The 26552-nt window shown below is 66.9% G+C and carries 26 protein-coding genes and 1 tRNA gene; 17 read left to right on the forward strand and 10 right to left on the reverse strand.

Annotation, left to right across the window (positions count from 1 at the left end):
• Nucleotides 1-19: 19 nt before the first annotated feature.
• Both radC and map read right to left on the reverse strand, forming a co-directional pair.
• Nucleotides 20-757: a RadC family protein gene (radC, locus tag AC1DZY_RS17630; RefSeq protein WP_476821441.1), complete on the reverse strand. Its 738-nt coding sequence runs from the start codon at nucleotides 755-757 to the stop codon at nucleotides 20-22.
• Nucleotides 754-1578 carry a type I methionyl aminopeptidase gene (gene map, locus AC1DZY_RS17635; RefSeq protein ID WP_476821442.1) on the reverse strand — a complete coding sequence of 275 codons (825 nt, stop codon included), beginning with the start codon at nucleotides 1576-1578 and terminating at the stop codon, nucleotides 754-756. Before map ends, radC begins: the two co-directional genes overlap by 4 nt.
• 109 nt (nucleotides 1579-1687) lie before the next feature.
• On the opposite strand from map, the gene AC1DZY_RS17640 reads away from it, so the two are divergent.
• Nucleotides 1688-2164, forward strand: a complete 477-nt coding sequence (locus AC1DZY_RS17640) for a CinA family protein (RefSeq protein ID WP_476821443.1) — start codon at nucleotides 1688-1690, stop codon at nucleotides 2162-2164.
• Between the two features lie 6 nt (nucleotides 2165-2170).
• On the opposite strand, the gene AC1DZY_RS17645 is transcribed toward AC1DZY_RS17640, so the two are convergent.
• A complete protein-coding gene (locus AC1DZY_RS17645) occupies nucleotides 2171-3151 on the reverse strand; it encodes a TRAP transporter substrate-binding protein (protein ID WP_476821444.1) in 981 nt (326 codons plus the stop codon).
• A gap of 132 nt (nucleotides 3152-3283) precedes the next feature.
• Here AC1DZY_RS17645 and AC1DZY_RS17650 point away from each other — a divergent pair, with 132 nt between their 5' ends.
• The 4 genes from AC1DZY_RS17650 (at nucleotide 3284) to gpt (ending at nucleotide 7799) form a co-directional block, all read left to right on the forward strand.
• Nucleotides 3284-4135 carry an FkbM family methyltransferase gene (locus tag AC1DZY_RS17650; protein WP_476821527.1) on the forward strand — a complete coding sequence of 284 codons (852 nt, stop codon included), beginning with the start codon at nucleotides 3284-3286 and terminating at the stop codon, nucleotides 4133-4135.
• 125 nt (nucleotides 4136-4260) lie between these two features.
• A complete protein-coding gene (locus AC1DZY_RS17655; protein WP_476821445.1) occupies nucleotides 4261-5019 on the forward strand; it encodes a competence/damage-inducible protein A in 759 nt (252 codons plus the stop codon).
• Nucleotides 5020-5349: 330 nt separating this feature from the next.
• Nucleotides 5350-7167 (forward strand): methyl-accepting chemotaxis protein, encoded by a 1818-nt coding sequence (locus tag AC1DZY_RS17660; protein WP_476821446.1) that lies wholly within the window; start codon nucleotides 5350-5352, stop codon nucleotides 7165-7167.
• A 122-nt stretch (nucleotides 7168-7289) separates the two neighbouring features.
• Entirely contained in the window at nucleotides 7290-7799 is a 510-nt protein-coding gene (gpt, locus tag AC1DZY_RS17665; RefSeq protein ID WP_476821447.1) for a xanthine phosphoribosyltransferase, read from the forward strand.
• Here gpt and AC1DZY_RS17670 read toward each other — a convergent pair.
• Nucleotides 7796-8737: a DMT family transporter gene (locus AC1DZY_RS17670; protein WP_476821528.1), complete on the reverse strand. Its 942-nt coding sequence runs from the start codon at nucleotides 8735-8737 to the stop codon at nucleotides 7796-7798. The genes gpt and AC1DZY_RS17670 overlap by 4 nt on opposite strands.
• Before the next feature lie 240 nt (nucleotides 8738-8977).
• On the opposite strand from AC1DZY_RS17670, the gene AC1DZY_RS17675 reads away from it, so the two are divergent.
• The 8 genes from AC1DZY_RS17675 (at nucleotide 8978) to AC1DZY_RS17710 (ending at nucleotide 17928) form a co-directional block, all read left to right on the forward strand.
• Entirely contained in the window at nucleotides 8978-9682 is a 705-nt protein-coding gene (locus AC1DZY_RS17675) for a glutathione S-transferase N-terminal domain-containing protein (protein ID WP_476821448.1), read from the forward strand.
• Nucleotides 9683-9803: 121 nt separating this feature from the next.
• The gene (locus AC1DZY_RS17680; protein ID WP_476821449.1) at nucleotides 9804-11666 is read left to right on the forward strand and encodes a putative bifunctional diguanylate cyclase/phosphodiesterase; all 1863 of its coding nucleotides are present in this window, start codon (nucleotides 9804-9806) and stop codon (nucleotides 11664-11666) included.
• Between the two features lie 60 nt (nucleotides 11667-11726).
• The gene (locus tag AC1DZY_RS17685) at nucleotides 11727-14549 is read left to right on the forward strand and encodes a phosphoenolpyruvate carboxylase (RefSeq protein WP_476821450.1); all 2823 of its coding nucleotides are present in this window, start codon (nucleotides 11727-11729) and stop codon (nucleotides 14547-14549) included.
• A gap of 236 nt (nucleotides 14550-14785) precedes the next feature.
• Nucleotides 14786-16366: an AMP-binding protein gene (locus tag AC1DZY_RS17690; RefSeq protein WP_476821451.1), complete on the forward strand. Its 1581-nt coding sequence runs from the start codon at nucleotides 14786-14788 to the stop codon at nucleotides 16364-16366.
• A 28-nt stretch (nucleotides 16367-16394) separates the two neighbouring features.
• Nucleotides 16395-17063, forward strand: coding sequence for a DUF1190 domain-containing protein (locus AC1DZY_RS17695; protein ID WP_476821452.1), 669 nt, complete (start codon nucleotides 16395-16397; stop codon nucleotides 17061-17063).
• A 43-nt stretch (nucleotides 17064-17106) separates the two neighbouring features.
• Nucleotides 17107-17194 (forward strand) — tRNA-Leu (locus tag AC1DZY_RS17700).
• 150 nt (nucleotides 17195-17344) lie between these two features.
• Nucleotides 17345-17629 (forward strand): type II toxin-antitoxin system ParD family antitoxin, encoded by a 285-nt coding sequence (locus tag AC1DZY_RS17705; RefSeq protein WP_476821453.1) that lies wholly within the window; start codon nucleotides 17345-17347, stop codon nucleotides 17627-17629.
• Entirely contained in the window at nucleotides 17629-17928 is a 300-nt protein-coding gene (locus AC1DZY_RS17710) for a type II toxin-antitoxin system RelE/ParE family toxin (RefSeq protein ID WP_476821454.1), read from the forward strand. Before AC1DZY_RS17705 ends, AC1DZY_RS17710 begins: the two co-directional genes overlap by 1 nt.
• Before the next feature lie 50 nt (nucleotides 17929-17978).
• On the opposite strand, the gene AC1DZY_RS17715 is transcribed toward AC1DZY_RS17710, so the two are convergent.
• Nucleotides 17979-18632: a DUF938 domain-containing protein gene (locus tag AC1DZY_RS17715; RefSeq protein ID WP_476821455.1), complete on the reverse strand. Its 654-nt coding sequence runs from the start codon at nucleotides 18630-18632 to the stop codon at nucleotides 17979-17981.
• A 145-nt stretch (nucleotides 18633-18777) separates the two neighbouring features.
• Between AC1DZY_RS17715 and AC1DZY_RS17720 the strand changes: the two genes are divergently transcribed.
• The 3 genes from AC1DZY_RS17720 (at nucleotide 18778) to chrA (ending at nucleotide 22393) form a co-directional block, all read left to right on the forward strand.
• Nucleotides 18778-20040 (forward strand): hemolysin family protein, encoded by a 1263-nt coding sequence (locus AC1DZY_RS17720; protein WP_476821529.1) that lies wholly within the window; start codon nucleotides 18778-18780, stop codon nucleotides 20038-20040.
• A 129-nt stretch (nucleotides 20041-20169) separates the two neighbouring features.
• The gene (locus AC1DZY_RS17725) at nucleotides 20170-20988 is read left to right on the forward strand and encodes a chromate resistance protein ChrB domain-containing protein (protein ID WP_476821456.1); all 819 of its coding nucleotides are present in this window, start codon (nucleotides 20170-20172) and stop codon (nucleotides 20986-20988) included.
• 10 nt (nucleotides 20989-20998) lie between these two features.
• The gene (gene chrA / locus AC1DZY_RS17730; RefSeq protein WP_476821457.1) at nucleotides 20999-22393 is read left to right on the forward strand and encodes a chromate efflux transporter; all 1395 of its coding nucleotides are present in this window, start codon (nucleotides 20999-21001) and stop codon (nucleotides 22391-22393) included.
• A gap of 9 nt (nucleotides 22394-22402) precedes the next feature.
• Here chrA and AC1DZY_RS17735 read toward each other — a convergent pair whose 3' ends face one another.
• The 5 genes from AC1DZY_RS17735 to AC1DZY_RS17755 form a co-directional block, all read right to left on the reverse strand.
• Entirely contained in the window at nucleotides 22403-22717 is a 315-nt protein-coding gene (locus AC1DZY_RS17735; protein ID WP_476821458.1) for a hypothetical protein, read from the reverse strand.
• A 124-nt stretch (nucleotides 22718-22841) separates the two neighbouring features.
• Complete coding sequence (locus tag AC1DZY_RS17740; RefSeq protein WP_476821459.1) at nucleotides 22842-24026, reverse strand: FAD-dependent monooxygenase; 1185 nt, start codon at nucleotides 24024-24026, stop codon at nucleotides 22842-22844.
• Nucleotides 24027-24073: 47 nt separating this feature from the next.
• Nucleotides 24074-24253 carry a hypothetical protein gene (locus AC1DZY_RS17745; protein ID WP_476821460.1) on the reverse strand — a complete coding sequence of 60 codons (180 nt, stop codon included), beginning with the start codon at nucleotides 24251-24253 and terminating at the stop codon, nucleotides 24074-24076.
• A gap of 2 nt (nucleotides 24254-24255) precedes the next feature.
• Complete coding sequence (locus AC1DZY_RS17750; protein WP_476821461.1) at nucleotides 24256-24507, reverse strand: zinc-finger domain-containing protein; 252 nt, start codon at nucleotides 24505-24507, stop codon at nucleotides 24256-24258.
• A gap of 87 nt (nucleotides 24508-24594) precedes the next feature.
• Nucleotides 24595-25572, reverse strand: a complete 978-nt coding sequence (locus tag AC1DZY_RS17755; RefSeq protein WP_476821462.1) for a heparan-alpha-glucosaminide N-acetyltransferase — start codon at nucleotides 25570-25572, stop codon at nucleotides 24595-24597.
• 98 nt (nucleotides 25573-25670) lie between these two features.
• On the opposite strand from AC1DZY_RS17755, the gene AC1DZY_RS17760 reads away from it, so the two are divergent.
• On the forward strand, nucleotides 25671-26438 hold the full coding sequence (locus AC1DZY_RS17760) for an alpha/beta fold hydrolase (protein WP_476821463.1): 768 nt from the start codon (nucleotides 25671-25673) through the stop codon (nucleotides 26436-26438).
• Nucleotides 26439-26552: the final 114 nt, after the last annotated feature.

A 26552-nucleotide genomic window follows, 5' to 3' on the forward strand; every position in this document is an offset into this window, starting at 1 on the left:
CATTCTTGGGCAGTCATGATCACAGCAGCCCGAGCGCCTTGAAGCTCGCATGGCCGTCGCGGCCGATGATGACGTGGTCGTGGATCGCCAGACCCAGGGACTTCGCGATATCAACGAGTTCGCGCGTCATCCTCACATCGGCGCCCGAGGGCGTCGGATCGCCCGAAGGGTGGTTGTGGACGAGAATGACAGCCGAGGCGGAGAGTTCGAGCGCCCGGCGCATTACCTCGCGGGGATAGACCGGCGTGTGGTCGACGGTGCCGGTCTGCTGCACCTCGTCGGCGATGACGGCGTTCTTCTTGTCGAGGAAGAGGATGCGGAACTGCTCGCGCTCGGCGAAGGCCATCGCCGTCCGGCAATAGTCCAGCACCGCCGACCAGGACGACAGCACGGTGCGTTTCGCGATCGCGCCCTTCGCCATGCGCCTGAGCGAGGCCTCGACGATCTTGAGATCGAGCGCGACGCCGGCGCCGACGCCCTTGATCTCGGTCAGGCGCGCGGCGGGTGCGCCGAGCACCTCGGCGAAGGAGCCGAAGCGCTGGATCAGCTCCTTGGCGAGCGGCTTGACGTCGCGCTGCGGGATCGAGCGAAACAGCAGCAGTTCGAGCAGTTCGTAGTCGGGCAGGGCGTCGCCGCCGGCGTCCTGAAAGCGGGCGCGCAGTCGTTCGCGATGGCCGTGATAATGCGGGGCTGGGCTGTCGGGCACGGCGGGAGGCGGCGGCGACAAAGGCTGCCCTTTGCCGCCTCCTACGCTCATTGCGGCTTCAGCGGATTGTCGCGGCCGGCCGGCGACAGCGTGAAGATCTCGCAGCCGGTCTCGGTGACGCCGACGGTGTGTTCGAACTGGGCCGAGAGCGAGCGGTCGCGCGTCACGGCGGTCCAGCCGTCGGAGAGCACCTTCACGCCTGCCTTGCCGAGATTGATCATCGGCTCGATGGTGAAGAGCATGCCCGGCTTCAGCAGCGCGCCTTCGCCGGGCGAGCCGTAATGCAGGATATTGGGCGCATCGTGGAAGACCTGGCCGAGTCCGTGGCCGCAGAAATCGCGCACCACGGAACAGCGTTCGCTCTCGGCATAGCGCTGGATGGCGAAGCCGATATCGCCGGTGGTCGCGCCGGCCCTGACAGCCTTGATACCGCGCAGAAGGCTTTCATAAGTGATCTCGATCAGCCGCTCAGACTTTCGCGAGATATCGCCGACGCCGTACATCCGGCTCGAATCGCCGTGCCAGCCATCGACGATTAGGGTGTAGTCGATGTTGAGGACATCGCCCTCGCGCAGCGGCTTGTCGTCGGGGATGCCGTGACAGACGACATGGTTGATCGAGGTGCAGATCGATTTGGTGTAGCCGCGATAGTTCAGCGTCGCCGGATAGGCGCCGTTGTCCATGGCGAACTGGAAAGCGAGATCGTCGAGTCGCTGCGTGGTGACGCCCGGCCTGACGTAGTCGCCAAGCATGTCGAGGCCCAGCGCGGTCAGCCTGCCGGCCTTGCGCATCGCCGCGAAGGCCTCCGCGCCATGCAGCTTGATGACCGGGTCGCGGCTGCGCGACCTGCCGATATTCTCTTCAAATGTCATGGCGCCGGTGCTGCTCCTTAGCGGACCATATCTATTGCGTTTGGCGTAAGGTGCAAGACGATTGCCCCGGCCGGGGGCGTCGCGAGGCGTAGCGGGATCGGACAAGGCCATGCAGGCATTGCTGGAACTGGCGGGGCAGGTTGGCGACAGACTGAAGTCGCGTGGCGAGACGGTTGCGGTCGCCGAATCCTCCGCCGGCGGCCTGATCGCGGCCGCCTTGCTGGCGCAGGCGGGAGCTTCGGCCTTCTTCGTCAGCGGCGCGGTCGTCTACACCATGCAGGCGCGCGAAGGTCTGATGGGCATATCCGCCGTCGATATGACGGGCATGCGGTCTTCAAGCGAGCCCTATGCGCTCCTGCTCGCGCGGCGGCTGCGCGAGCGCTTCGGCGTGGTCTGGGGGCTCGCAGAAACCGGCGCGTCCGGGCCTTCGGGCAACCGCTATGGCGATGCGGCAGGCCATAGCTGCCTTGCGATCTCGGGCCCGGTCGAACTCGTCAAGACGATCGAAACCGGCTCGGCCGACCGGCAGGCGAATATGCGCGTCTTCGCCGCGTCGGCCCTGACCTTGCTGCACGACAACCTGTAGCGAACCTCAGCGCGGGCGGGCCAGGAACTCCGTCAGGATCGCCTGCGCCTCGGGGCTGGCCTTCGTCTTCCACTGCGCCACGGATTGCGCGGCTGCCGCCCGCAGGGCTTCCATCACCTCCCTGGGGGGCGCTTCATCGATGGCGACGCCGTTCTCGCGCATCCGCGCATAGTTGATGGCGACGCGGCCCGACATCGCCTGCCATTGATGTGCGCTGGTCTCGGCGGCGGCCGCCAGAACCGCGCCTTGCGTGGTTGCGTCGAGCTTGTTCCAGGCATCGAGCGAGACCGAGCCGAAGCTCAGGGGCAGGGCGTAGACGATCTCCGAGAAATTGCGGGCGTATTTCCAGAGTTGGCGCCCGGCGCCGCCATCGCCCGAGGAGAGCACGGCGTTGATTTCGCCCGCTTCGAGCTTCGCATTGAGATCGGCGAAGGAAACGACGCTGGCGCTGGCGGCGACCTGGGCCAGCACATCGGTGCCGGTTCTGTCGTAGGTCCGAATCTTCAGGGCCTTGAGCGCGGCGATGTCCTTCAGCGGCGCGGCCGACCAGATGCCCGATGCCGGCCACGGCGAAATATAGAGCAGCTTTTGCCCACGCGCCGCGAAGAGCTTCTCATAGAGCGGCTTGGCAGCCTCGTAGAGCGCGTTCGCGTCGGCTGTGGAGGCCGTGACAAAGGGTAAAGAGGACAGCAGGAACAGCGGATCCTCGTCGCTGAGCGCGCCGGCGAAGCTGTTGGCCATCGCAAAGCGTCCATCCGAGACCGCCTTGAGCTGCTCGCGAGTGCGCAAGCCCGATTTCGCGTCCGGAATAGGCCTGATCGCGAGCTTCCCGCCGGCTTTGGTTTTGACCGCGGCGGCGAAGACCGCATCGGCCTCGCCGGGCAGCGACGAGGCCGGATATTCGTTGATGAGCTCCCAGGTCACCTCCTGCGCCAGCGCGGGACAGGTCAGGCTGAGCATGAACGCGAGGGCTGGCAGAAATCTCATGGCTCGGTTCCGGAGGAGGGGCCGTGAGCGTAGAGCGGACTGGTCAAATGCCAAGCCCCGATGTTGGGCAAAGGCTGGCCGGAGCCGATCCGGCTGGCGTTGGCGGTGCGCGCCGTGTATCAGGCTGGCGCCATGGCCAATATCGATCACCCCTCCGCCGAGGCGAAGCCGTTTGGCGCGTTTGCGCCCCATGGCGTCCTCTCGCGCATCATCTCGTGGACGCGCAGCGCGCCCGACTCGTTTCTGGGCCGCAAGGTCGCCTACGCGCTGCGGCGGCTTGGGCTGCGCTCGCTCGACGGCGCGCCGGTCGACATCGAATCGCTTGGCGCGCGGATGCGGCTCTACCCGGACGGCAATGTCTGCGAGAAGCGCGTGCTGTTCACGCCGCAATATTTCGACCCGCTCGAGCGCGATCTCCTGGCTTCGCGGCTGCGCGAGGGTTTCAGCTTCATCGATATCGGCGCCAATATCGGGGCTTATTCGCTCTTCGTCGCCGCCAAGGCCGGCCCGAGCGCGCGCATTCTGGCCGTCGAGCCGCAGCCGGAGGTGTTTGCAAGGCTCGCCTTCAACATCGCGCAAAACCCGTTCGGCACGATCAAGGCGATTGCCTGCGCGCTTGCCGACAAGCCCGGCGAACTGACGCTCTTCCTCGATCCCGCCAATCGCGGCGAATCCAGCGTGCGAATCCTGCGCTCCAGCACCGGCAGCACCGTCAAGGTTCCCGCGACGACGCTGCTCGCGCTGGTCCAGAGCGAGGGCTATGACCGCCTCGATGCGATCAAGCTCGACGTCGAGGGCGCCGAAGACCTGATCCTAGAGCCGTTTCTGCGCGATGCGCCCGCAGGGCTGTGGCCCGGCATGATCGTGATCGAGGATTCGCGCGAGCGCTGGCAGATCGATCTGATCGGACTGCTGGAGCGCAGCGGCTACAGCCTGCTCGCGCAGACGCGGCTCAATCTCGTCTTCGAGCGCAAGCCCGCCTGAGCCTTAGCGCATGCATGGCAGCCGCGCCGCGCCCGCCGCTTGAGCCAGCGGCTGCAACCCCCTAGCTCTATGAGGCAGATGGTCGCCGGCGTTCCCCGCCCTGCGCCCAGCGGAAGGATCCGGCGATGACGACCAGCGATGCGCTCTCCCAACAGCCGGTCACGGCCGCGATCCTGGTGATCGGCGACGAGATCCTCTCGGGCCGGACCAAGGACAAGAATATCGGCTACATCGCCGAATACCTGACCAATATCGGTATCGAGCTGCGCGAAGTCCGGGTCGTGCCCGACCTGACTGACGAGATCGTGGCCGCGCTGAATGCGCTGCGCGCGCGCTACACCTATGTCTTCACCACCGGCGGCATCGGCCCGACGCATGACGACATCACGGCGGACTCGGTGGCGGCGGCCTTCGGCGTCTCGATCGACCATGATCCGCGCGCCGTCGCCATGCTGTCGGAACGCTTCCCGGCCGACCAGCTGAACGAGGCCCGGATGCGGATGGCGCGCATTCCCGCCGGCGCGGACCTGATCGCAAATTCGGTGTCGAAGGCGCCGGGTTTCCGCATCGGCAATGTCCATGTCATGGCCGGCGTGCCCTCGATCATGCAGGCGATGCTCGACGCTGTCGCGCCGACCCTGAAGACGGGCGTCAAGGTCTTGTCCGACACCGTGCGCGCCGGCCTGCGCGAGGGCGATATCGGGACGGCTCTGGCGGCGGTCGCCAAGGCGCATCCCGACGTCTCGATCGGCTCCTATCCATTCTTCTCCGAAACCGGGCCCGATACCAACATCGTCGTGCGCTCGCGTGACGCTGAGAAACTCGCAGAAGCGATGAGCGCGGTGAAGATGATGATCGCTTCGGAGCAGGCGAGGATCGGGTAAGCTATCGTATTTGGTTACAACTTATACGGGTAAAATTCAATTTATTGAAGCGGCATAGACTTGCGGTATTCTTCCATCGAGTGATTTCCATAAGAATTGTCCTATCAGCGTGCTCATCGTCCCGATATTTATTTTTATTGACCAAATATTGTGCGATTTTTATTGCCATAAAGGAAATGTAAACCGTATTGAGCGATCCTTTGTCTTGCCGCGAGCGATGACGCTACGGCATGTCGATGCCTGACCACTTCGGGGGAAGATCAGGGCAGGTCCGGCGGAAGGCTTTCGGTCACCGGGAGCGCGATGCCGGAAACAAAGGGGGAAGAGCCTATGCCGTTCCTGTCCAGCCTGTTCTCGAACCGGCGCACCGCCGGCCAGATCGCCGCCATCAACCGCTCGCAGGCGGTGATCGAATTCGATCTCACCGGCAAGGTGCTCGACGCCAACGAGAACTTCCTGGCGGCGCTGGGCTATTCACTGGCCGAGATCAAGGGTCGGCATCACAGCATGTTCGTCTCGCCGGAAGAGCGCGAAAGCCAAGCCTACAAGCAGTTCTGGACCGAACTCGGACGCGGCGAGTTTTCCACCGGCCAGTATCTGCGCGTCACCAAGACGGGCAAGGAAATCTGGATCCAGGCGAGCTACAATCCTGTCATGTCGGGCGGAAAGCCGGTCAGCGTCATCAAGTTCGCCACCGACATCACCGCGCAGAAGAACCGGCTGGCCGATCTCGAGGGCCAGCAGCAGGCGATCAGCAAGGCGCAGGCGGTGATCGAATTCGATCTCACCGGCAAGATCCTGACCGCCAACGAGAACTTTCTGGCGGTGCTCGGCTATTCGCTGCCCGAGATCGTCGGGCGTCATCACAGCATGTTCGTCGACCCCGCCGAGCGCGAGAGCTCGGCCTATCGCCAGTTCTGGGAGCGGCTCGGGCGCGGCGAATACGAGGCCGCGCAGTACCGGCGCATCGGCAAGGGCGGCAGGGAAATCTGGATCCAGGCAAGCTACAACCCGATCATGGACGGCAAGGGCCGCGCCTACAAAGTCGTCAAGTTCGCCACCGACATCACCGCGACCTTCAAGGGGCGACAGCTCGAGGCGGCCGTGCGCGAGACCGGCGAGGTGATCGCGCGCGCCAAGAACAAGGACCTGACCGGCCGGATTTCGCTCGACGGCAAGAGCGGCGAAATCGCCCAGCTCTGTTCTGGCGTGAACGACCTGATCGACACGATGGCCGGTGTCGTCGGCTCCGTGCGCAACATTTCCGGACGCATCGACGCCGCCTCGCTGAAGATTTCCTCCGACAGCGCGCAACTCGCGGAGCGCACCGAAGCCAATGCTTCCAGCCTGCAGGAGACGGCGGCGACGACCGAGGAGCTGGCTGCTTCCGTCAAGCACAGCGCGGGCCATTCGCGCGCGGCCGTCGAGCTCGGCCAGGAGGCGAGCACAGTCGCCACGCGCGGCGGCGAGATCGTTTCGGAAGCCGTCGGCGCGATGGAGCGCATCGAGAAGGCCTCGTCCAGCATTTCCGAGATCATCGCGATGATCGACGAGATCGCCTTCCAGACCAATCTGCTCGCGCTCAACGCGGCGGTCGAGGCGGCGCGGGCCGGCGATGCCGGGCGCGGCTTCGCGGTCGTCGCTTCCGAGGTGCGTGCGCTTGCCGCGCGCTGCAGCGAATCCGCCAATGGCGTGAAGGCTCTCATCGCCAACTCGACCCAGCAGATCCAGACCGGCGTCCAACTGGTCAAGGAAGCCGGCACGACCTTGCGCGAGATCGTCTCGGCGGCCTCGAAGGTCGCCTCGACTGTGAACGAGATTTCACAGGCAAGCGCCGAGCAGTCCAACGGCATCGACGAAATGGCGCGCACCGTCGCGCATATGGACGAGATGACCCAGCAGAACTCGCTGCTGGCCGACCAGAGTGCCAAGGTCGCCAATGATCTGCGCGGCGACACCGAGGAGCTCAGCGCCATGGTAGCGGCCTTCACGCTGGAGGCCGGAGCGGGCTTTACGGCTCGTGTTTCGGGCGCGGTCAGGCAGGCCGCGCCGCAGCTCAGGCGCGCTGCGGCCCCGGCCCCGATCGCGCATGCGCGGCCGCGTCTCGCCGCCACCGGCGGCAAGGCCGAAGGCTGGTCCGAGTTCTGACGCGGCGAAATCTGGCCGGCTGCTTGGGGATGGCGCGGCCGGGGCTCTTGTCAGAGCCCCGGCGATAGGGTTTGCGATGGCGGGAGCGCAAGGCGCGCCGCCAGCAAGTCCGGAGCCCCGTCATGGCCGAGACCCCGTCCAACAAGGCCTTCCCCGTCTCCTGGGACCAGTTCCACCGCGATGCGCGCGCGCTCGCCTGGCGGCTGTCGGGGGCGGGTCCGTTCGAGGCGATCGTCTGCATCACGCGGGGCGGGCTGGTGCCGGCCGCGATCATCTGCCGCGAACTCGGCCTGCGGCTGATCGAGACGGTGTGCGTCGCGAGCTATCACGACTACAGGAACCAGTCCGAGCTCAAGGTGCTGAAGGACGTCGCGCCCTCGATCAAGGCGATCGGCGACGGCAAGGGAAAGGGCGTGCTGGTCGTCGACGACCTGACCGACACCGGCAAGACCGCGCGCGTGGTGCGCGAAATGCTCCCCAATGCCCATTTCGCCACGGTCTACGCCAAGCCGGCCGGCGTTCCCACCGTCGACACCTTCGTCACCGAGGTCAGCCAGGACACCTGGATCTATTTCCCCTGGGACATGGGGCTGGCTTACGTCGAGCCCATCGCCAAGGACCACAAGGGCTAGGCTGCCGGGGCCAGGCTGCGCGCCCGCAACGCCACGCTCATCCCCACAATCACGAACGCCATCCCGGCGACTTCCACAACGGACGGAACTTCGCCCAGCAGCGTCGCGCCGGCGAGCGCCGTGATTACCGGGTTCAGCGGCAGGAACAACGTCGCCCGCGCCGCGCCCAGCAGGGCCACCGCCCGGGTGTAGAGAAACAGCGCGCCGACGCCGACCAGCGCGCCCTGATAACCGGCCTGCAGCGCGATTGCGGTCCATGTTGCGCTGCCGAGCCCGATCGGCATGGTCAGCGCGAAGATCGGCAGCACCACGAGCGAAAGCAGGCAGGTCGCGACCGTCACGTCGATGGCATCCGCCCCCCAGCGCCGCGCCAGCAACCCGAAGAGCGACCACATCACCGCATTGGCGACGAAGAACAGGTCGCCGATCCAGGCCCTGTCCTGCGCCTGCGCGTGGCTCAGCGCCTGCCATGAGAAGGCGGCGATGCCGGCCAGCACCATCGCCAGCCCGACCAGCCGGGCGGGGCTCGCCCGCTCGCCCGTCAGCGCATAGGCCAGAATCGCGGTGAAGACGGGGATCATCCCGGGCGCGATGATCGCGGTATGCAGCGCAGGCGCGAAGGCCGAGCCCGCGACCAGCACAAGCGCATAGGGCGCGCCGACGAGCGCGGTCATCACGATCGCGCGCCGCCAGCCGAGCGTTCCCACGGGAAAAGGCCGCATGCGCCGCAAGGCGAGCGGCAGCAGAATCAGCGCGGCGACAGTGAAGCGCAGGATGGTGACGTCGGCGGCGGTCAGGCCATCGGCGACGGACTGGCGCGAAACCACCGCCTGCACGCCCCAGATCAGGCTCGTGGCCAGACCGCAGGCGAGACCCATCAGCGTGCGGCGCCGCGCCGTGCCGGGTGCATCCGCCGTGTCGGTGGTCGTCGGCGTCATCTGGGTCACGCGGTCGGCCTCGATGCAATCGCGGCGCGCCGCCAGTCGTCGCTCCGGCTATGCCGGAACGGGCGGCTTGGCGGCAAGGGTTGGGCTCATAGGGCGGGCCTTCGCCGCGCGCATGACCGGATGCATGGCCAGCCTTGCAGCGATGCAGTCTTGTGCGGAGCCGCGCAGCGCCTAGCTTCCGCTGACCGCGCCATGTCCAGGCGTTGCCGCTTCCGCCATGAGGGCCTGCCTATGACCGACCTCTCCGCCTTTCCGATCACGACCCGCTGGCCGGCCCGGCATCCCGACCGCATCCAGCTCTATTCGTTGCCGACGCCCAATGGCGTGAAGGTCTCGATCGCGCTGGAGGAGCTTGGATTGCCCTATGAGCCGCATCTGATCGACATCGGCAAGAACGAGACCTGGGGTCCGGAATTCCTGTCGCTGAATCCCAATGGCAAGATTCCGGCGATCATCGATCCCGACGGTCCCGGCGGAAAGCCGCTCGGCCTGTTCGAGTCGGGCGCCATTCTCGTCTACCTCGCCGAGAAGACCGGCAAGCTGATGTCGAAGGATCCGGCTGAGCGTTACGAGACGATCCAGTGGGTGATGTTCCAGATGGCGGCGGTCGGGCCGATGTTCGGCCAGCTCGGCTTCTTCCATAAATTCGCCGGCAAGGACTACGAGGACAAGCGTCCGCGCGACCGCTACGCCGCCGAGAGCAAGCGCCTGCTCGGCGTGCTGGAAACCCGGCTCGAAGGCCGGCACTGGATCATGGGCGACGATTACAGCATCGCCGACATCGCGCTGATCGGCTGGGTCCGCAATCTCGTCGGCTTCTACGGCGCGGGCGAACTCATCGACTATGCAAGCCTGAAGAACGTTCCGGCCTGGCTCGAGCGCGGGCTGGCGCGGCCGGCGGTGCAGCGGGGGCTCGACAGCCCCAAGCGCGGATGAGGGCTTGGCCGGCCGTCGCCCCGAGCGGCGGCCAGGCAGCCTCGTTGCAGCTAACAAAGGATTAATCCGACGCGCACTAGCATGACGGCCTGAGCCGATTCTCAGCCGAAAGAGCCTAGCCTTGCGCGATCGTTCCCTGCCGTCCCTGGAGCATGCGAAACCCGAAGCGTGGCGCGCGCCGGACGCCGTCTCGGCGCAGCGAGACGGCGAGGTGGCCTGCCTGACCGCACAGGTCGAGGCGCTGAAGCGCGAACTGGCGGCCAAGTCGGAGCTGTTGCGCGAGCGCGAGGCTGCGCTGGCGCACAGCCAGAAGATATTCGCCCGCGCCTCGGCCGCGGCCAAGATCGGCGTCTGGGAATGCGACCTGTTGCGGGCCGATTCGCTGCGCTGGACCGACGCGGTCTACGATCTGTTCGAACTGCCGCGCGGCTCAAAGCTCGACCGGGCGCAGACGGTCGCGATGTATGCGCCCGATTCGCGCGAAGCCATGCAGGCGGCGCGCAGCAAGGCGATCCGCGAGCAGGGCGGCTTCACGCTCGATGCGCGGATCACCACCGCGCTCGGCAACGAACGCTGGATGCGGCTGACGGCCGATGTCGAAAGCGAGAACGGCGTCGCCGTCCGCATCTTCGGAATGAAGCAGGACATCACCGAGGAGAAGGCGCTTTGGGAGCGCACGCGCTATCTGGCGGAGGTCGATGTCATGACCGGGCTCGCCAATCGCAGCCTGTTCCAGCAAACCCTGTCGAGGCTCGGCGAGAGCGAAGCCGGGCCGTTGCTGCTGATCGATCTCGACGGCTTCAAGCAGGTCAACGACATCTTCGGCCATGCGGTCGGCGACGAGGGGCTGAAGCAGGTCGCGCTGCGCCTGAGCAAGGTCGCGGCCGGGGCGCGGCTGGTGGCGCGGATCGGCGGCGACGAATTCGCGATCCTGATGCAGAGCGGGCTCGGCCGGGACGAGGCGGAGGTTTTGGCCCAGAATGTCCTTGCCGAAATGCGCCAGCCGATCGGCTGGCGCGAACATTCCTTCCAGCTCGGCGTCTCCGTCGGCATCGCGATCCCGCGGGCCGAGGGGGAGGGAGGTTCCACCGAGCTGTTCGGCCAGGCCGATATCGCGCTCTACGCCGCCAAGGCCAAGGGCAAGAACACCTTCCGCCTGTTCGACCCGCAGATGAAGAGCGAGGGCGACCAGCGTTTCGAGACGATCCGGGACGTCGCCAGGGCGCTCGTCGATGGCGCTCTCGAACTGCACTATCAGCCCAAGCTCAGGCTCGCCGACCGCGGCCTCTACGGCTTCGAGGCCCTGCTGCGCCGCCGCATGCCCGACGGCGCGGTGGTGGCGGCCGGCGCCTTCCAGGCCGCTTTCGCCGATCCAGAGCTTTCGGCGCGGCTGGGCCAATGGGTCGTCGAGCAGGCGGTCCGGCAGGCGGGACTCTGGCATCGCGCCGGCCTGGATTTCGGCAGCATCGCGATCAATCTCAGCGCCTCGCAACTCAACGACCAGCGCTTCGCCGACCAGCTGATTCAGCGCGTCGCGGACCACAATTTGCGCCCGGAGATGATCGAGATCGAGGTCACCGAGGGCGTCTTCCTCGATAACGAGTCCAGCCCGGTCAAGCGCATGCTGGAGAAGCTGAAGCACGCCGGCATGCGTGTCGCGCTCGACGATTTCGGCACCGGCTACGCCTCGTTGGTGCATCTGCGCAGCTATCCGGTCGACGTCATCAAGATCGACAGGTCCTTCGTGAAGCGCTTCCTGAGCTCGGCGCAGGATCGCGCGATCCTGGAGACCATGCTGCGACTGGGAGCGAGTCTCGGGATGGACATCGTCGCGGAGGGGATAGAGACCATCGCGCAGCTAGAGGGTCTCAAGGGGCTGGGTTGCGAGCTTGGGCAGGGCTTCCTGTTCTCCAGTGCGGTTCCGGCGGCGCAGGCCGTCGACTGGCTCTCGCCGTTGGCGCAGGACCAGATACGCGTCGCCTGAGCAGCCGCTTTCATTCGAGGTCCGAAACTTGCCTGCTCCCGGCCTGAGGGGAGACCGAGCATGAGCGACGCGATCGAGGCGCCTGGCGGGCTAACTGCATTGGCCGACGAACTTCGCGCCGCGATCATCCAAGCGCGCGCCGATTCGCGTGAGGATCCGTTCGGAAATCCCGTCCTGCGCGTGACGCTCTGGCTGACGCGGCGGATGGATCGCGGCGAGCTGACGCTGACCGATTCGCTCGGTTTGGTGCGTCATCTCGGCCGCGAGGCGCTGGTGGCGCGCGCCGCCCGCACCGCGCGCTATGTCGGGCTGGACGGCGATGGCGAGGCCGCGCTGGCTGCAGTCGCGGCGACGATTGCCGGGGCCGCCGAAGCGACACCCGAACCCTTCGAGAGCTTTCGCGCCAGCGTCGAGCGGGTGCGCTTTGCCGCCGTCTACACCGCGCATCCGACCTTCGGCATGACCCGCAAGCTCGCGCATGCGCTCGCCGATCTTGCGTCCGGCGATGCCTCGGGCGCGGCCGTGATCGAGGCCGGAGATCTCTCGTTCCGTCCGGACGGGGCGATCACGCTGCAGGACGAGTTCGAGCAGGCCCGGTTTTCGGTGCGCCATGCCCGTGACGCGCTCGACCGGCTGAACGCGGCGATCCTGACCGCGGCGCGGGCGCGTTGGCCGGAGCGCTGGACCGAGCTGTCGCCGCGACCGCTGATCCTCGCTTCCTGGGTCGGCTGCGATACGGATGGGCGCACCGACATCGGCTGGTGGGACACGCTGCGCTACCGACTGGAATCGAAGCGCGGCCAGTTCGTCCGCATTCTGGAGAAGCTGCCGGAGGTCGCGGCGACTGCCTTGGTGCGGGCGATGGTGTCCGGCGCGCTGGCCGCGATCGAGCGCCAGCTTGCGCTCGCGCCGCCGATCGGTACGCAGCCGGCGCTCGCCGCGCTGCAGGCCTTCGCGCTGGCGCTGGTCCACGAACGCGAGGCGGCGCTGCCTGAGGCGTCGGGCCTGATCGCGGCGCTCGACGCGGCGGTTCCAGCATCGACTGACGACGAGACGACGATGGCGCTCGCTCTCGTGCGGGCCGGCTGCGCCGCGCATGGCGTCTCGATCGCGCTGCCGCATTTCAGGCTCAACGCCTCGCAGCTCCACAATGCGATGCGCGGCGTCATCCCGCTCGACGAGGAGCCGAGCCTGCCGGCGCAGCGGCGCGCCTTTCTCAGCGCAGTCAACGCCCTGCTCGGCAAGGTCGAGGCGACGCCGGTCGATTTCGGCGCTCTGGCGGCCGAGCGGGCGTCGGCGACCCGGATGATGATGACGATCGCCCAGATCGTGAAGCATCTCGACGGCACCAAGGCCGTGCGTTTTCTCGTGGCGGAGACGGAGACCGGCTACACGCTGCTCAGCGCGCTTTGGCTCGCAAGCCGCTTCGGCATCGCCGACAAGGTCGAGATCTCGCCGCTTTTCGAGACCTCGGACGCGCTGGAGCAGGGGCCGCGCATCATCGACGAGGCGCTGCGCAGCCCGCATTGGCGCGCCTATCTCAAGCAGCATGGCCGGCTCTGCATCCAGTTCGGCTATTCCGATTCCGGGCGCTATATCGGCCAGATCGCGGCCTCGTTCTGGGTCGAGCGGCTGCGCATCCGCATCTGCGAATTGCTGGCGCGCTATGGCCTGACCGATATCGAGCTCGTGATCTTCGACACCCATGGCGAATCGGCGGGGCGCGGCGCCCATCCCGCCAGCCTCGCCGACCGGCTGGCCTATCTGGAGCCCGCCTTCGCGAAATCAGCCTTCGCCAAGGCCGGCATCGCCACCGTGCGTGAGACCAGCTTCCAGGGCAGCGACGGCTATCTCCTGTTCGGCACGCCGAAACTGGCCAGCGCGACGATCGGGCGGATCGCCGAGGCGGTCTTCGACACAGGCGAAAGCAGGCCTGCCGACCCGATCTACGACGAGCCGGATTTCGCCTCGGAGTTCTTCCAGACGGTGCGTGAGGAGATGACCACGCTCGTCGACGATCCCGGCTATGCCGCGCTGATCGGCACCTTCGGCCCATMGCTCCTCGACAAGACCGGCTCGCGCCCGGCGGCGCGTCAGAGCGATGCCGGCGGGCCGACGCGCATTCGCCATCCGCGCGAGCTGCGCGCCATCCCCAACAACGCGATCCTGCAGCAGCTCGGCTGGCTTGCCAACAGCATGCACGGCATCGGTCAGGCGGCGGCGCGCTCGCCCGACCTGTTTCGCGCCATGAGGCAACGCTCGGAGCGTTTCGCGCGCGCCTACAGTCTCGCCGAGCACGCCATGGCCTGGAGCGATCTCGACGTGCTGCGCGCCTATCTCGACACGCTCGATCCCGGCAACTGGTTCGACCGGGCGCGACGGACGGTGCGGGAAGGGCGGCGCGAGGAATTGCTTGCGGTCGCCGAGGCGCTCGGTCGGCTGCAACTCGCGCCCGCGCTGCGGCGGCTGTTCTGGCGGCTCGCCTCCGACTGGATGAAGCTGAAGGGCGCGGCAGGCGAGACGCCGGAGATGCCGGTCCGGCTCGTGGCGCTGCATGCGCTGCGGCTGGCGGTGATGCACAAGATCTGGTTTTCGGCCACGCATATCCCTGATTTCAGGCCCCATGCCGGGCTGACGCGCGAGGCGCTGATGGAGCGCATCCTGCGGCTCGACATCCCGGCGTCGCTCGCCTTGCTGGCTGAAATCTTCCCGCTCAGTCCCGATCCGACGATCGGGCTGGATTTCGGCGAACCGCCGGGGCCGCGCGCGGAGGGCACCTATGAGGCGCTGCATCGCGACGTCGTCGCGCCGATGCGCGAGTGCTTTTCGCTGCTGCGCGAGATTTCGGGCGCCATCCAGCACGAGATCGGCGCGTTCGGGTAGGCTCTCGAACGACTGTTCCGCCTTTCCACCGTCATTCCGGACAAGCCGCGCAGCGGTGCCGACCCGGAATCCATCATAGGACGCTGTCGCGCCTTATGATGGATTCCGGGTCTCGGCTGCGCTGCGCCCGGAATGACGGTGTTTTCTGGAGACAGGAAAGCCGTTTTGATTGCAACCATCGCCAAAGCTCTTAGGTAGACACACGAGGAAACCGCCAGCCGGGAGCCGAGCCAAACATGGCCGACGCCGCCAACGACACGCAAGACTTCGACCCCGCTGCTGCCCGCATCACGCTGTTTCGGGCGCTGCTGGAGGCGAGCGCCCGCCATGGCAAGGCGCGTATCGCGCTGGAGGATCCCGAGCGCCAGCCGATCAGTTTTGGCCGCCTCGTGCTCGGCGCGCTCGTGCTCGGCCGCAAGCTCGCCGGCGTGACGACGCCTGCCGAGCGCGTCGGCATGCTCCTCCCCAATGTCCAGGGCATGGTGGTGACGCTGTTTGGGCTGACCGCCTTCGGGCGCGTGCCGGCGCTGCTGAACTTCACGGCCGGGGTCAAGAATCTGAAGGCGGCCGCCGAACTCGCCGGACTCAAGACCATCGTCACCTCGCGCCGCTTTGTCGACCAGGCCAAGCTCGACGACGAGCTGGCCGCGCTCGGCGAGGGCCGGAAGGTGATTTTCCTCGAAGACGTTCGTCGCCAGATCACCAGCCTCGACAAGGCCTATGGCGCGCTTTTAAGCCTCGCGCCGGGGCTGGCGCACCGCGCCTATGAAGCCAAGCCCGACGATGCGGCCGTGGTGCTGTTCACTTCCGGCACCGAGGGCAAGCCCAAGGGCGTGGTGCTCAGCCACGCCAATCTCGTCTCCAACGCCCGCCAGATCTTCGCGCTCGCCGCCGGCTTCCTGTCCGAGCGCGACATCGTCATGAACCCGCTGCCGGCGTTCCATTCCTTCGGACTGACGGCGGGGCTGCTGATGCCGCTGCTGCACGGCATGAAGGTCGTGCTCTATCCGAGCCCGCTGCACTACAAGCAGGTGCCGAAACTGATCGGCGAGATGGGCTGCACCTTCCTGTTCGCGACCGACACGTTCCTGCAGGGCTATGCGCGCGCCGCCGATGCCGGCGACCTGAAGAGCGTGCGATATGTCGTCGCCGGGGCCGAGCGGGTGAAGGCCGATACCCGCAAGATGTGGGAGCCCTACGGCACCACGATCCTCGAAGGCTATGGCTGCACCGAATGCTCGCCGGTGCTCGCCTGCAACACGCCGGTGGCGACGCGGGAGGGCAGCGTCGGACGGCTTCTGCCCGGCATCGAAGCGCGGCTCGATCCGGTCGAGGGCATCACCGAGGGCGGCAAGCTCTGCGTGCGCGGGCCCAATGTGATGGCGGGCTATCTCAGCGCCGAGCATCAAGGCGAGATCGTGCCGCCGGAGGGCGGCTGGCACGACACCGGCGACATCGTCACGCTCGATGACGGTTTCGTTGTGATCAAGGGCCGGGCCAAACGCTTCGCCAAGCTCGGCGGCGAGATGGTCTCGCTGGCGGCGGTCGAATCGATGGTCTCAGGGCTGTGGCCGGGACAGAACCATGTCGTCGTGGCGCTGCCCGATGCGCGCAAGGGCGAGCAGCTCGTTCTGGTCACGGAAAAGCCCGACGCCGACCGCGCGGCGCTGCAGGCCGAGGCGAAGCGCCAGGGTTTCCCCGAACTCTGGGTGCCGCGCGCGATCCTGGTGACCGCGTCGATCCCTGTGCTGGGCAGCGGCAAGATCGATTATGGCGCGACGAGAACGCTTGCGGCGTCGCGCCGTTCGCTGCTGTGACGCCACAATCATGGTTATGGTGCGCGCGATGATCATGATCCCTGCCTCCTCGTTGCTGGCGATGCTGCGCGTCGCGACGCTGGCGCCCGCCCTGTCCCTCGTCGCTCCCGGCGATCTCGCGGCGCAGACGACGGGGCCGGTCTATGAGCGCCGCGACGAGTGCATCGAGGCGGCGCTGCTGACGCCGGAACAATGCGAATTCGCCTATCGCAACGCCCGCGCCGAATTCGAGCAGAAGGCGCCGCGCTATGCCTCGCGTGCGCTCTGCGAGCGCGGCCACAAGCGCTGCGGCGCGCAGATGGTCTCGACGGGCGGCTGGGACAGCTTCGGGCGCGGTGGGGCTGCGAGCTATGTGCCGCGCTTCACCGGGGTGCGCATCACCGGCGCGGGAGCGAGCCTGCGGGCGGTTCCGGCGGTCGAGGGCTCGGCCCGCATCGCTTTCGCCGGACGGCCGGTGACGGAATTGCAGGACAAGGTCGCCGGCCGGGCCGCAGTCGCAGGCCTTGCAAGCAACGCACGCGGCGGCGGCCGCGGCCACCACGACGTCCAGCACGCCGGCCCCTATATCAAGCGCGGCGACCGCGACGACACGGTGCGCGTGCCGATGGAGCAAAAGCGCATCGGCTCGGATGTGGCGCCAGGCCTTTACGTCGATCCCGACGGCGTCGAATGGTACAAGCCCGCCCATCGGCGCTGAGGCGCTTGCACCTGAGGCATGCGCCCGCTACCCCTGCCTGCAGGCGGACGTGGCGAAACTGGTAGACGCAAGAGACTTAAAATCTCTCGGCCCGAAAGGCTGTGCGGGTTCGATCCCCGCCGTCCGCACCAGATGTTTCGGAACTCAGTATATCCAGCAGGCGGTTTGCCGGGATCCGCTGTCAGCCTGGCGACGGCTTGGCTTGTCCGAGGTGAAATCTCGAAAGTGTTTTGCACTTCTCTGAGGTTGTGGAACACTTCAGAAGATCAAGGAGGTCTGTCATGAAGCCACAAGGCCAAATGACGCTGACGCTCACCCCGGAACTCGAACAGTTCGTTCGTGACGAGGCCAAGAGGGGGGCGTTTGCATCCAATAGCGAATATGTCCGCGACCTCGTGCGCGAGCGCTATCTGAAGGAAAGCGAACGCGCGGCCAAACTGAAGGCGCTCGACGCAGCGCTTGCCCGTGGCATCGCCGACGCGGAATCCGGGCGCACCATGCCGATCGATGAAGCTTTCCGACGCTTGCGCGCGGAGCTGAAGCTGTCAGAGGACGGCACGCAATAGTGCGGGTTGTTGTCACCGAGGCTGCGCTCGCTGACCTGATCCGCATCGGCCAAACCATCCGGCAGGATAGTCCGGCCCGCGCGGAAACCTTCGTCGCGGAACTCTATGAACGCTGCCTGCGGATTGGAGCGACGCCACGAGCATTTCCACTGTTGCCCGACTGGGAAACATCCCGCGTGCGACGCCGCGTCCATGGCAACTATCTGATTTTTTATCGCATCGCCGCAGACGCCGTCGAGGTTCTCCACGTTCTCCATGGCGCGCAGGACTATGAAGCCGTCCTTTTTCCCGGAGACTGAAATTATACCGGGAGATGTCGCGAACCTTGGTCACGTGAAGCGATGCGACTTCAGCGCTTGCGCAACACCACGCTCAGATTGTTGGCCGGCATTTCGGTGATCTCCGGCGGGCCGAAGCCTTCTGCCGCCGCCAGCGCCGCCACCTCCTCGACGTCGCGCAGCCCCCAGTCGGGATCGCGCGATTTCAGGCTGGCGTCGAAGGTTTCGTTGCCGGGTTCGAGCGGGCGTCCGGGCCGGCGGTAGGGGCCGTAGAGGTAGAGCGGCGCACCGCTGCCCAGAATGCGGCCGGCGTGGCGGAGCAGCCCTTGCGTCGCGGCCCATGGCGCAATGTGGATCATGTTGATGCACAAGATGGCGTCGGCCTGTGCCACCGGCCAGTCCGGGCTGAGCGCATCGAGCAACAAGGGCTGCCGGATATTGCCGGCGCCGCTGGCTTCGGCCCAGGCGGCGATGCTCGCCAGCGCCTCTGGCGAGGGATCGCTTGGCTGAAAGGTCAGGCCGGGGAGGGCTGCGGCAAAATGCACGATGTGCTCGCCCGAGCCGCTGGCGATCTCGAGCACGAGACCGCTGGCGGGCAGCAGGTCGCGCAGAACGGTGAGGATGGCGTCGCGGTTGCGCTGCGTTGCGGGCGCAAACAGGCGGGTGTCGCCCGGCTGCTTCCAGTCCGCGCCCGGCTGCCAGGGAGTGCTTGCCTTGTCCGCCATGTCCGTCCGATCCATCGTTCGTCAACGCGATAATCTTTGCCGCGACCCATCGCCACGCGGGGATGATACGCTATAAGGGATTTTGAAGCGGGCCGCTGACGAGTGCGGCATCGCATGGCGCGGGCTGGTTTTGTTAACCGAAATACTGATCGTCGTGGCCCTGACCGTGATCAACGGTCTGCTGTCCATGTCCGAACTCGCCGTCGTGTCGTCCCGCTCCGCCAGACTCAAGGTTCTCAGCGATCAAGGCAATCGGGGCGCGTCGATCGCGATTCGTCTCGCCGAGAATCCGGGCCGCTTCCTCTCGACCGTTCAGATCGGCATCACGTTGGTCGGCGTGCTGTCGGGCGCTTTTTCGGGCGCTACGCTGGGTGCGAGACTGTCGGAATGGCTCGAGGCGCAGGGGCTTTCCCGCGCCATGTCCGATGGTTTCGGCGTCGGTCTCGTCGTGGTTGCGATCACCTATCTGTCGCTGATCCTGGGCGAACTCGTGCCCAAGCAGATCGCGTTGCGCGACCCTGAACGCGTCGCCTCACGCGTCGCGCCCGCCATGCTGTTCCTGTCGAAAATCGGCGCGCCGCTGGTCTTCCTGCTCGACCTGTCGGGCAGGGCGGTGCTCAGCCTGCTCGGCCAGAAGGGCGAGCCGGAGGAGACCGTGACGGAAGAAGAGGTCCGCACCATCATCGCCGAGGCGGAAAATGCCGGTGTGCTGGAGCGCGACGAGCGCGAGATGATCTCCGGCGTGATGCGGCTCGCCGACCGTTCGGCCCGGGCGCTGATGACGCCGCGCCGCGAGGTCGAGGTCATCGATCTGACCGACAGCGCCGACGAGATCCGCGCGCAGCTGCGCGCGACGCGCCGCTCGCGGCTGCCGGTTCAGGATGGCGAGCCCGACTCGATCGTCGGCGTCTGCGTCGTTAAGGACATGATCGACCGGCTGTCGGACGGGGGGGCGCATGATCTGCGCGATCTCGTGGACGAGGCGCCCGTGGTGATGGACACCGCCAATGCACTGCGGATCCTGCGCGATATCCGCGCCTCAAAGGTGCATATGGCGCTGGTCTTCGACGAGTACGGCCATTTCGAGGGCATCATCACGCCAGGCGACGTGCTCGAGGCGATCATCGGCGCGTTCCAGGAGGAAGAGGAGAGCGAGCCGCCGATCGTGACGCGCGCCGACGGCTCCTGGCTCGTCGCGGGCTGGATGCAGGTCGACGAGTTTTCGCATGAACTCGGCATCCACACGCCCAAGGACGCCGACTACCAGACGGTGGCCGGCTTCATTCTGGCCGAGATGAACCGCCTGCCCAATGTCGGCGAGTTCTTCGAGAAGGGCCATTGGCGCTTCGAGGTGGTCGATCTCGACGGGCGGCGCATCGACAAGGTGCTGGTCAGCCGTATCGACTGACCGTGCGCAAGACCGTTGACGCTGCGCAACCCGGCATGATCTAAACCCTGCAAGGGGTTCACCGCGACRACCCCGTGAGGCCTCGGCCCAAGGATCGCGTCCAGTTTCCTCGTTTCAGGATGGACGCCCATGTCTTCCAGCACACAGATCACCGCTGCGCAGTTGTCGCGGCTCGTCGGCTTGCCGAATGCGCCGACCATCGTCGATGTCCGCATTCCCGACGACGTTGCGCGCGATCCGCGCATTCTGCCAAATGCCGACCACCGGTCCCACAAGGACGTCGCCGAATGGGCCGGCGGATATGCCGGCCAGCGCATCGTCGTCGTTTGCCAGCGCGGTCAGAAGCTGAGCGAGGGCGTCGCCGCCTGGCTGCGGCATGAGGGTGTCGCGGCCGAGAACCTGGAAGGCGGTTTCGAGGCCTGGCGCGATGCCGGCGGAGCGCTGGTTTCGACCGGCAAGCTGCCGCCGCGCGACGCCGCCGGCCGCACCTTGTGGGTGACGCGGGCGCGGCCGAAGGTCGATCGCATCGCCTGCCCATGGCTGATTCGGCGCTTTGTCGATCCCAAGGCCGTGTTCCTGTTCGTCGCCGCCGCGGAGGTCGTGGACGTGGCCGATCGTTTCGGAGCGACGCCGTTCGACATCGACGGCGTGTTCTGGAGCCACCGGGCCGAGCGCTGCACCTTCGACGTCATGATCGAGGAGTTCGGGCTGGCATTGCCGGCGCTCGACAGGCTGGCGACGATCGTGCGCGCGGCCGACACGGCAGCGCTCGATCTCGCGCCGCAGGCGGCGGGCTTTCTCGCGGCGTCGCTGGGGCTGTCGCGAATGTTCAGGGACGATCTCGAACAGCTCGATGCCGGCATTCTGCTCTACGACGCGTTCTATCGCTGGTGCCGCGACGCCAGCGAGGAAAGTCACAACTGGCCCGCCGGGCCGGTCAGGGCTTGAGGGCGGCGTTATGACCATCGCAATCAATGACGAGCCTGCGCCATCCTCCGCCAACGTTCCGACGCTGGCGGAGGCCACGCGGGTCTGGGCCAGGATCGGTCTGCTCTCCTTCGGCGGGCCGGCTGGGCAGATCGCGCTGATGCACAAGGAACTGGTCGAGGAGCGGCGCTGGATCGGGGAGCAGCGCTTTCTGCATGCGCTGAACTACTGCATGCTGCTGCCGGGCCCCGAAGCGCAGCAGCTTGCCGTCTATATCGGCTGGCTGATGCACCGCGCGCTCGGTGGCCTGATCGCCGGGCTCCTGTTCATCCTGCCCGGCGCTTTCGTGATGCTGAGCCTGAGCATTCTCTACGTGCTCTATCGCGAGGTGCCGCTCGTCGACGGCGTCTTCTTCGGCGTCAAGGCGGCGGTGCTCGCGGTCGTGATCGAGGCCGGCCTGCGGATCAGCCGACGCGCGCTGAAGAACCGCGCAATGGTCGTACTCGCGATCGCGGCCTTCATCGCGATCTTCCTGTTCAAGGCGCCGTTCCCGCTGATCATCCTGGCGGCCGGAGTGATCGGCTGGCTCGGCCATCGCGCCCGGCCCGATCTCTTCGGCGCGGGCGCGGGCCATGGCGCGTCGGGACCCGATGTCGTGGGTATCGTCGACCAGATGTTCGCGCGCGGCGAGATGGAGCATGTCCGGCCGTCGGCCGCGCGGGCTCTGCGGACACTTGTCATCTGGTTGCCGCTCTGGCTTGGGCCGGTGCTGCTGCTCTGGCTGATGATGGGGGCGGGCAGCGTCTGGACCCAGATCGCGACGTTCTTCAGCACCATGGCGGTGGTCACTTTCGGGGGGGCCTATGCGGTGCTGGCCTATGTAGCCCAAGCCGCCGTCGAGACGTATGGCTGGCTGCGGGCCGGCGAGATGGTGGATGGGCTGGGGCTCGCCGAGACGACGCCGGGGCCGCTGATCCTGGTGCTGCAGTTCACCGGATTCCTCGCGGGCTATCGCGCGCCAGGCGCGCTGCCGCCTCTGCTCGCGGGCGGTCTGGGCGCGCTATTGACGCTGTGGGCGACCTTCGCGCCGTGCTTCCTCTGGATTTTCCTTGGCGGCCCTTATGTCGAGGCCTTGCGCGGCAACAGGGCGCTGTCGGCAGCGTTGAGCACGATCACGGCGGCCGTCGTCGGCGTGATCATGAATCTGGCGCTCTGGTTCGGGCTGCATGTGCTGTTCAGGCAGGTTCGGGCCGTCAGCCTGTTTGGGCTCTCGCCGGACTGGCCGGTGCTGGCTTCGCTCGACTGGCGCGCAGCCCTGCTCTCAGGCGCGGCCATGGTTGCGATGCTGCGCTTCAAGGTCGGGATGATCCCGACGCTTGCGGCCTGCGCCGTCGCGGCCGTGATCCTGACGCGGCTGCCGGGCTGACGGCTCAGGTCAGCGGCGCGGCGGCTCGCCTTGCTCGATGATCCGATACTCAGCGTCGATGATCTCAGCCTGACCCGGCTGCCGTTCCTGGCGCGCGAACGGGCTTTGCTGGCCGAAGCCCGCCGCCTTCAGCCTGCTCTTCAGCCGCCACATCGCGATCGCGCCGGCAACCATGATGACCGGGATCAGGATCAGCGCGAGGCTGGCGGCGAGCAGGAACAGCGTCACGCCGACGACGAGGCTCGCCGCCATGGCCAGCCATGCAGCCCAGCGTGGCGTTCCCGCGCCGCGCGTTCCAAGCCGATGAAGATTGACGCGGATCATGTCGCTTTCGTCCGGTTGATCGAGATGCACAACGTAGGAAGCAATTGCGGCGAAGGCGAGATAGGCGCCGCCGCGGCAAAAATCGCGCTGCCGCGATGGGCTGGCGAAATTTGGCTCCCGGATGTCAGGCGTCGTCGCGCCAGTCATAGAGCCAGTCAAGTCGATGGCGCATGCCGTCGGGGCCAAGCCGCCGCATCACGAGGTTGCGCGCCAGGCTCCAGGGTTGGCGCAGGTGATAGGTGCGGCCATTCTCGCGGCTCGTCGCCTGGACGCGCGAAACGCGCCCGGCCCTTGCCCGGGCATAGTGAGCCAGCGCCTCGGGCACGCCATTGGGTCCGTCCCGCTCCAGATGCGTCGTGAGCAGGCGCGCCAGCACGGCTGCATCCTCGATCGCCAGCGCCGCGCCCTGCGCCAAGAACGGCAGGACCGGGTGGGCTGCGTCGCCGAGCAGCGCGATGCGGCCTTGCGCCATCGCGGCGGGCGACCTGTCGAACAGCGACCAGACCTGCCAGGACGGGGCACCACCTGCGAGTTGCCTCAAGGCGGGCGCGGCGTCGGATATCCGACTGGCAAGCAGCTGTGCGTCGCCTTCGCGCGACCAGCCTTCGCGCGCCTCCTTCGCTTCGCAGATGATGACGAGGTTGGTCTCGCGCCCGGCCGCGACGGGGTAGTGCACGGCATGGCGGCCTGCGCCGAGATGCAGCGTAACCTCGGCGGCCTGCCTTGCGCCTCCAGTCGGCACGAGCGCGCGCCAGGCCTCGAAGCCGGTGAAAGCAGGCCGGGCGCGGTCGCTGGTCAGCTCGCGCAGTCGCGACCAGAGCCCGTCCGCGCCGATGACGGCGAGCGCCTCGACGGTCTCGGTTTGGCCGCCGTCGCTGAGCAGCGTGGCCGTCACGCCGTCGGCGGACTGATCTACCTCCTGAAGGCTGCGCCCAACCATCAGGCGGAGATTGGGCAGCGCCCGGGCGGCGTCCAGAAGCAGCATGTGCAAATCGGCGCGCTTGAGCACGCGAAACGGCGTCGTCGCGTCGCCTGTGATCATCGGTACTTCGGCCAGGGCCGCGCCATCGCGCCAGCGCCTGATCGCGACGCGCTCGACGCTCACCGAGGCCCGCTTGATCGGCAGAACGAGGTCGAGCCCGTCGAGCACGCGGCCAGCATTGGGCGAGATCTGGATGCCTGCGCCGCTCTCGCCGAAGCCTGTGCGTTTTTCCGCGACGGTCACGGCGATGCCGCGCCGCGCCAACGCAATGGCTGCTGTGAGGCCGCCAATACCCGCGCCTGCGATCAGAATATGTGGTGCAGGCACGGGCTATCGGGTTCGGATGGATATGTCAGGCGTGGTGGCGCCCGGCATCAGTCCTTGCGGGCGTCGCGGTCGGGCGGGGTGTCGGGGCGGGGCGAGCCGAGCAAGGCCCAGGACCGGCCGTTGGGCTCGGCCAGGCCGCCGACTCGGGCGCTTTGATAGCCCTGGCAGCCGGCCAGAAGCGGGGTCGCAAGCAAGGCGATCAGGGCTGCGGTGCGGATTATCGTCATGGTCAGGCTGCCTTTGCCGTTTCGTGATGAGCGCATTCCGGCGGAATGCACGCCCCCCCCTTCAACGAGGCATCATATTTGAACAGTGTCGAGCAATACGGACAAACGATCTCGTGATCCGAGCCCATATCGAGAAAGACATGAGGGTGGTCGAAAGGCGGCTTGGCCCCGATGCACATGAACTCATGCGCGCCGACATGGACGACGGCGACGCCGGGATCGTTGTGGAAATGGGGAATGCCCGTATCGGCCATGATCGTCGCTCTGCGCAAATGGTGCTGAGAATGTGATGCGGCCGCAAGCTACCCCGCCACGAGACCTCGCGCCAGTGCGCGATTGCCTCAGGGGCGTGGCGCCTGCGGGCGCAGGCAGGCCTGCGCGAGGGCCGCGGTGCGGGCGCGTTCTGCTTCGTTCAATGCGTTATCCAGCACCTTGCACCAGAGATTTTCGGCCTTGAGGCTGTCGACGGTGCAGGCGCAGAGCTTTTCGCAGGCATCGGCGCCGAGACTGCCGCCGGCGCAGCCGCGCTGGCAGGACAGCATGAAGGGTCGCTCCTCGGGCTGACGCAGCACGAAACCTTGCGTCGCCAGCATGATCAGGCCGATGAAGACCGGCTGATGCACGAGATAGACAAGAAGGCTGTTGCGGCCGCCGAGCACGATGATTCGCGCAGGCCAGCTGCGTGCGCGCCAATTCGCGAATGACGCCGCAAATCCCGGCAGTCCCAGCCGCGCCAGCGTCATCCCGCTCAGCACCCAGCCGAACCAGGGCAGCACCGGCACGAAATCGGCGCTCGGAAACGGCATCGGCGTCAGGCCGAGCCAGACCAATGGGATGGGTTCGACCGAATCGGCCAGCAGCACTGGAGCGGCGAAGACCATGATCGCCGCAAGGGCGAGCGCCAGAGTCGGCAGCCGCAGGAAGGGCAGGGCGATGACGCTTGCCAGCGCGACATGATGCAGGATGCCGAAGAAGATGAAGTTGTCGCGCATAGCGAACCAGGTGCCGATGGTGACAACGGCAGCCGCGCCCGCGACCATGGCGAGCCGCTTCAGGTAGGCCGCGATGTTCAGGCCATTGCGCGTCGCCAGCACCAGGCTGATCCCGACCAGCGTCAGGAAGGAGGCGGCGATCGTGCGCGCAAACCAGCGCCAGCCCGGCTCGGCCTGCACGTCGAAATCGACCAGACCGAAATTCGACAGGTCGTAGGCGAAGTGGAAGACGAACATCGCCAGCAGAGCGATGCCGCGCGCGAGGTCGATGAGATCGATGCGGCCGCCGGATGAGGCGCGAGGTGGGGGTGGGTCGGGCTGGCTCATTCCTGCCTTCATAGGCAAGGCCGACCCTGGCCGCTACCCAAACCGGCTTCCGCATGGCAGGTGAGAGGCCAGTCTCATCGCCTTGACGGTTGCCGACCATGCAAAGCTTTTCCTCCGACGGCGTCAGCCTCGCCTATATCGACCTCGCGCCGACCGGCGATGCGCCGCGCGGCGAGACCGTGATGCTCGTGCACGGCTTCGGCTCCAGCCATGCGGTCAACTGGGTCAATACCCAATGGACGAAGACGCTGACCCATGCCGGCTACCGCGTCGTCGCGCTCGACAATCGCGGCCATGGCCAAAGCGAGAAGCTCTACGAGCCCGCCGCGTATTCCTCGCAGATCATGGCCGAGGACGTGCGGGCGCTAATGGACCATCTCGATATCGGCCAAGCGGCGGTGATGGGCTATTCGATGGGTGCGCGCATTTCGGCTCATCTGGCGCTGGCGCATCCCGACCGGCTGCGGGCGCTGCTGCTCGGCGGGCTCGGCATCCATCTCGTCGAGGGCGTCGGCCTGCCGCTGGGCATCGCGGATGCGATGGAGGCGCCGTCGCTCGACGTGCTGACCGACCCGATGCAGCGCATGTTCCGCGCCTTCGCCGATGCGACCAAAAGCGATCTCAGGGCGCTCGCCGCCTGCATTCGCGGCTCGCGCCAGACGCTGAGCGCAGGGCAGGTCGCGACGATCGCCTTGCCAACCCTGGTCAGCGTCGGGACGAAGGACGATGTCGCCGGCTCGGGCCCGGAACTGGCGAGATTGATCCCCGGCGCGGAGGCCTTCGACATCGAGGGGCGCGACCACAACCTCGCTGTCGGCGACAAGACCCACAAGCAGGCCGTGCTGGATTTTCTGGCGAGGCTTTGACGCCTTCGCAGGGCTTCGATTGGAAACTACAGGTTTTCCAGCCGCTTGAAGCGTTATGCTGCGCTCTTGATTCAGGCGCGCGCCGTGCCGATCTCAAGGGCTCGCGACTTCGCG

Source organism: Allobosea sp. P2_A10, from assembly GCF_056405115.1.

What these genes read in the sequence shown, in the direction of transcription:
- radC (WP_476821441.1), bottom strand. Translation starts at nt 757, where the DNA reads ATGAGCGTAGGAGGCGGCAAAGGGCAGCCTTTGTCGCCGCCGCCTCCC.
- map (WP_476821442.1), bottom strand. Translation starts at nt 1,578, where the DNA reads ATGACATTTGAAGAGAATATCGGCAGGTCGCGCAGCCGCGACCCGGTC.
- AC1DZY_RS17640 (WP_476821443.1), top strand. Translation starts at nt 1,688, where the DNA reads ATGCAGGCATTGCTGGAACTGGCGGGGCAGGTTGGCGACAGACTGAAG.
- AC1DZY_RS17645 (WP_476821444.1), bottom strand. Translation starts at nt 3,151, where the DNA reads ATGAGATTTCTGCCAGCCCTCGCGTTCATGCTCAGCCTGACCTGTCCC.
- AC1DZY_RS17650 (WP_476821527.1), top strand. Translation starts at nt 3,284, where the DNA reads ATGGCCAATATCGATCACCCCTCCGCCGAGGCGAAGCCGTTTGGCGCG.
- AC1DZY_RS17655 (WP_476821445.1), top strand. Translation starts at nt 4,261, where the DNA reads ATGACGACCAGCGATGCGCTCTCCCAACAGCCGGTCACGGCCGCGATC.
- AC1DZY_RS17660 (WP_476821446.1), top strand. Translation starts at nt 5,350, where the DNA reads ATGCCGTTCCTGTCCAGCCTGTTCTCGAACCGGCGCACCGCCGGCCAG.
- gpt (WP_476821447.1), top strand. Translation starts at nt 7,290, where the DNA reads ATGGCCGAGACCCCGTCCAACAAGGCCTTCCCCGTCTCCTGGGACCAG.
- AC1DZY_RS17670 (WP_476821528.1), bottom strand. Translation starts at nt 8,737, where the DNA reads ATGACGCCGACGACCACCGACACGGCGGATGCACCCGGCACGGCGCGG.
- AC1DZY_RS17675 (WP_476821448.1), top strand. Translation starts at nt 8,978, where the DNA reads ATGACCGACCTCTCCGCCTTTCCGATCACGACCCGCTGGCCGGCCCGG.
- AC1DZY_RS17690 (WP_476821451.1), top strand. Translation starts at nt 14,786, where the DNA reads ATGGCCGACGCCGCCAACGACACGCAAGACTTCGACCCCGCTGCTGCC.
- AC1DZY_RS17695 (WP_476821452.1), top strand. Translation starts at nt 16,395, where the DNA reads ATGATCATGATCCCTGCCTCCTCGTTGCTGGCGATGCTGCGCGTCGCG.
- AC1DZY_RS17705 (WP_476821453.1), top strand. Translation starts at nt 17,345, where the DNA reads ATGAAGCCACAAGGCCAAATGACGCTGACGCTCACCCCGGAACTCGAA.
- AC1DZY_RS17715 (WP_476821455.1), bottom strand. Translation starts at nt 18,632, where the DNA reads ATGGCGGACAAGGCAAGCACTCCCTGGCAGCCGGGCGCGGACTGGAAG.
- AC1DZY_RS17725 (WP_476821456.1), top strand. Translation starts at nt 20,170, where the DNA reads ATGTCTTCCAGCACACAGATCACCGCTGCGCAGTTGTCGCGGCTCGTC.
- chrA (WP_476821457.1), top strand. Translation starts at nt 20,999, where the DNA reads ATGACCATCGCAATCAATGACGAGCCTGCGCCATCCTCCGCCAACGTT.
- AC1DZY_RS17735 (WP_476821458.1), bottom strand. Translation starts at nt 22,717, where the DNA reads ATGATCCGCGTCAATCTTCATCGGCTTGGAACGCGCGGCGCGGGAACG.
- AC1DZY_RS17745 (WP_476821460.1), bottom strand. Translation starts at nt 24,253, where the DNA reads ATGACGATAATCCGCACCGCAGCCCTGATCGCCTTGCTTGCGACCCCG.
- AC1DZY_RS17750 (WP_476821461.1), bottom strand. Translation starts at nt 24,507, where the DNA reads ATGGCCGATACGGGCATTCCCCATTTCCACAACGATCCCGGCGTCGCC.
- AC1DZY_RS17755 (WP_476821462.1), bottom strand. Translation starts at nt 25,572, where the DNA reads ATGAGCCAGCCCGACCCACCCCCACCTCGCGCCTCATCCGGCGGCCGC.
- AC1DZY_RS17760 (WP_476821463.1), top strand. Translation starts at nt 25,671, where the DNA reads ATGCAAAGCTTTTCCTCCGACGGCGTCAGCCTCGCCTATATCGACCTC.